We start from the raw sequence: 3302 nt of genomic DNA on the forward strand, positions 1-3302 counted from the left end.
ACGGTCATCGGACGATAGGATGACGGTCATGAACCCCCGCCGGCCACCGCGCCGGACCGACGCATTGAAGAGGCATCACGCCCGATGAAGATTGCCCCGCTAATCCCCCAGCTGTTCAGGGCTACCCTGCTGGTTTCCGCCGTGGCCGTGCTGCCTGTGGCGACCTCTGGCCTGTCGGCGGTGGACACGCGCACCAGCCATGAATTCGACAAGCTTTTCACGATCTACCAGATCGTGAAGGACAATTATGTCGACCAGGTGAGCGACGACAAGCTGCTCAAGGGCGCCATCGACGGCATGCTGGCCAGCCTCGACCCGCATTCGAACTACCTCGACGGCCAGTCGCTGCAGCGGCTGGAGACGATGATCGACGGCAAGTACACCGGCCTCGGCCTCTCGGTGGTCGAGGATGACGGCGCGGTGAAGATCGTCTCGCCGTTCAAGGGCAGCCCGGCGGAGAAGGCGGGGCTGAAAGCGGGCGACTACATCACCCACCTCGATGGCGTGCTCTATTACGAGCGCGATCTGGACGAGGCGGTATCGAAGATGCGCGGCGAGGCGGGCTCCTCGATCCGCCTGACGATCTTCCGTCCGGGCCGCGACGCGCCGTTCGACGTCACCGTGACGCGCGGCGTGATCGAGCTTGAGCCGGTGACCTGGGAATTCAAGGACAACGTCGGCGTGATCTCGGTCAACGAGTTCTCGCGCGATGTCGGTAACGACGTGAACAACGCCATTTCCGACCTCAAGAAGCAGGCGGCGGTGAAGGGCGGCAAGCTGACCGGCCTCGTGCTCGATCTGCGCTCCAACCCCGGCGGTTCGCTGGACGAAGCGGTGGCGCTGTCCGACCTGTTCCTCGACCATGGCGACATCGTCTCGCAGCGCGGGCGCAACGCGAACGAGAACCAGTTCTACCGCGCCGAATCGGTGTTCAAGGGCGACGTCGCCAAGGGCCTGCCGGTCGTCGTGCTGGTGGACGCGGGTTCGGCCTCGGCCTCGGAGATCGTCGCTGGCGCACTGCAGGACCAGCACCGCGCGGTGATCATGGGCGAGCGCACGTTCGGCAAGGGCTCGGTCCAGTCGTTCCTGCCGCTCGACCAGAACAGCGCGATCAAGATCACGACGGCGCGCTACTACACGCCTTCCGGCCACTCGGTGCAGGAGGGCGGCATCGCCCCCGACATCAAGGTTCCGCAGCTGTCCGATCCCGACGCCCGTGCCCGCGCCGAACGTGCGGTGCGCGAGTCCGACTTGCGCGGCCACCTCATCAACGAGGCGGCGCTCAAGGACAAGGATCTGGAAACCGACAAGCAGGATGATCCGCGCTTCAAGGTGACCGCCGCCGAACTGGAAAAGCAGGGCATCAAGGACTTCCAGCTGCACTACGCGATCTCCACGCTGCAGCGTACGGCGGGCAAGCCCGCGCTTGCCGCCGTTTCCAAGAACTGACGGCAGGGGCACGAAGGGCATGGCCGTTTCCGCCGCACCGTCTGTGCGCGCCGCGCGTATGCTGGCGCTTGGCATTCCCGTCATCGCCTTGGGCGGGGCGCTGGTGAGCCAGTACGTGTTCGGGCTCAACCCTTGCGAGATGTGCTGGTGGCAGCGCTATCCGCACATGCTGGCCATCGTCTTCGCGCTGCTGGCGTTCTTCTGGCGGCCGGTGCGCCCGCTGGTGGCCGTCGCGGCGCTGGCGGTGCTGGTGTCCGGGCTGATCGGCGGCTTCCACGCCGGGGTCGAATATAAGTGGTGGGAAGGCGTGACCGCCTGCACCGCCAGCCCCTTCGCGGCAGGCGGCGATCCGCTCGACGCGATCATGAAGGCGCCGGTGATCCGCTGCGACGTGGCGCCGTGGAGCCTCTTCGGCATTTCGCTGGCGGGCTTCAACTTCCTGTTCTCGACGCTGGGCGCGCTGGCGGTCTTCGCCCTCATCGCCCGCAGCGACCGAAAGGCTTGAGATGAACGCGATGAGTAAGCGCAGCGAACGGATGTTGCGGGTCGATCAGGCGGGCGAATTCGGCGCCAACCGAATTTACGCGGGCCAACTGGCGGTGATGGGCACGCGCGGTCCGCACTCGACCGAGATCGCCGGCATGGCCGCGCAGGAGGCCGAGCATCAGGCGAAGTTCGACGCGATGATCGCGCAGCGCGGCGTGCGTCCGACGCTGCTGCAGCCGGTGTGGTCGGCCGCGGGCTTTGCGCTGGGCGCGGCGACGGCACTGATCGGGCCGGAGGCGGCGATGGCCTGCACCGCCGCGATCGAGACCGAGATCGACCGCCACTATACCGAGCAGCTCGAGGAACTGGGCGACGAAGACCCCGAACTTGGCGCCGCGATCCTGAAGTTCCGCGACGAGGAGCGCGAGCACCGTGATGCCGCGCTGGCGGCGGGCGCGGAGAAGGCCCCGGCCTATCCGCTGCTGTTCCACGCGATCCGCATGGGCTGCCGCGTGGCCATCAAGCTGTCGGAACGGATCTGACCTCTCGCGGGTTGTCTGGTTGTATTTGCCGCGTTTTCCGAGTCATCGGGCGTTTCCACCCGATTAGAAAACGCTCTTAAGCTGTCATTCAACCCGTAGCCTGCCTATATCGGGTGCGACCCGATCATGACGCCTCCGGGCCGATACCTGCTGGAGCCACCGATGACCCGCCTTCTCCTCACTGCTGCAGCTGCCGCTCTTTCGCTGGCCGTCGCGCCCGCCGCATTCGCACAGGACGCCGGGCTTACCGATCCGGGCGGGGAGAAGGTCAACCAGCTGATCATCTACGGCGACGATCCGTGCCCGCAATCGGCCTCGGGCGACATCACCGTCTGCGCGCGCAAGCCCGAGGAAGAACGCTACCGCATCCCCGAGCCGCTGCGCGGCATCGACCAGCCCCAGTCCGAGGCATGGGCGAACAAGGTCCAGGCATACGAAACCGTGGGTCGCTTCGGCACGCAGAGCTGTTCGCCGGCGGGTTCGGGCGGCTGGCTGGGCTGCACGCAGCAGCTCATCAACAGTGCCTATGCGGAAAAGGCGAACGGTTCCGAGGTCCGCTTCAGCGAACTGATTCAGGCCGAGCGTGAGAAGCGCCTCTCCACGATCGATGCCGATGCAGCCGCCGACCAGGCGCGGGTCGAGGAAGCGGAGAAGGCCTACTTCGAGCAGCGCCAGCGCCAGGAGGCGCAGCAGGATGCGGCTGCCGGCGCTACCCCGCCGCCGCCAAGCGTCAAGTAAAGCGCCACACCTTCGTCATTGCGAGCGTAGCGAAGCAATCCAGAGCGGTTTCATACTCCCCTGGTTTGCTTCGCTACGCTCGCAATG

At 66.3% G+C, this 3302-nt stretch carries 4 protein-coding genes; all 4 read left to right on the top strand.

What is annotated here, in order from left to right; all coding sequences use genetic code 11:
* Positions 1–84: 84 nt before the first annotated feature.
* The 4 genes from ACYPYD_RS22710 to ACYPYD_RS22725 all read left to right on the top strand — a co-directional run bounded on the left by ACYPYD_RS22710 (position 85) and on the right by ACYPYD_RS22725 (position 3215).
* Positions 85–1449, top strand: coding sequence for a S41 family peptidase (locus tag ACYPYD_RS22710; RefSeq protein WP_036525598.1), 1365 nt, complete (start codon positions 85–87; stop codon positions 1447–1449).
* Between the two features lie 19 nt (positions 1450–1468).
* The gene (locus tag ACYPYD_RS22715; RefSeq protein ID WP_008829645.1) at positions 1469–1954 is read left to right on the top strand and encodes a disulfide bond formation protein B; all 486 of its coding nucleotides are present in this window, start codon (positions 1469–1471) and stop codon (positions 1952–1954) included.
* Between the two features lies 1 nt (position 1955).
* On the top strand, positions 1956–2477 hold the full coding sequence (locus ACYPYD_RS22720; protein WP_036525597.1) for a demethoxyubiquinone hydroxylase family protein: 522 nt from the start codon (positions 1956–1958) through the stop codon (positions 2475–2477).
* 162 nt (positions 2478–2639) lie between these two features.
* Entirely contained in the window at positions 2640–3215 is a 576-nt protein-coding gene (locus ACYPYD_RS22725) for a hypothetical protein (RefSeq protein WP_036525596.1), read from the top strand.
* Positions 3216–3302 lie beyond the last annotated feature (87 nt).

This window comes from Novosphingobium sp. 11B (assembly GCF_054589055.1).

Coding starts and splice junctions, on each gene's coding strand:
- ACYPYD_RS22710 (WP_036525598.1), top strand. CDS start 85: ATGAAGATTGCCCCGCTAATCCCCCAGCTGTTCAGGGCTACCCTGCTG.
- ACYPYD_RS22715 (WP_008829645.1), top strand. CDS start 1,469: ATGGCCGTTTCCGCCGCACCGTCTGTGCGCGCCGCGCGTATGCTGGCG.
- ACYPYD_RS22720 (WP_036525597.1), top strand. CDS start 1,956: ATGAACGCGATGAGTAAGCGCAGCGAACGGATGTTGCGGGTCGATCAG.
- ACYPYD_RS22725 (WP_036525596.1), top strand. CDS start 2,640: ATGACCCGCCTTCTCCTCACTGCTGCAGCTGCCGCTCTTTCGCTGGCC.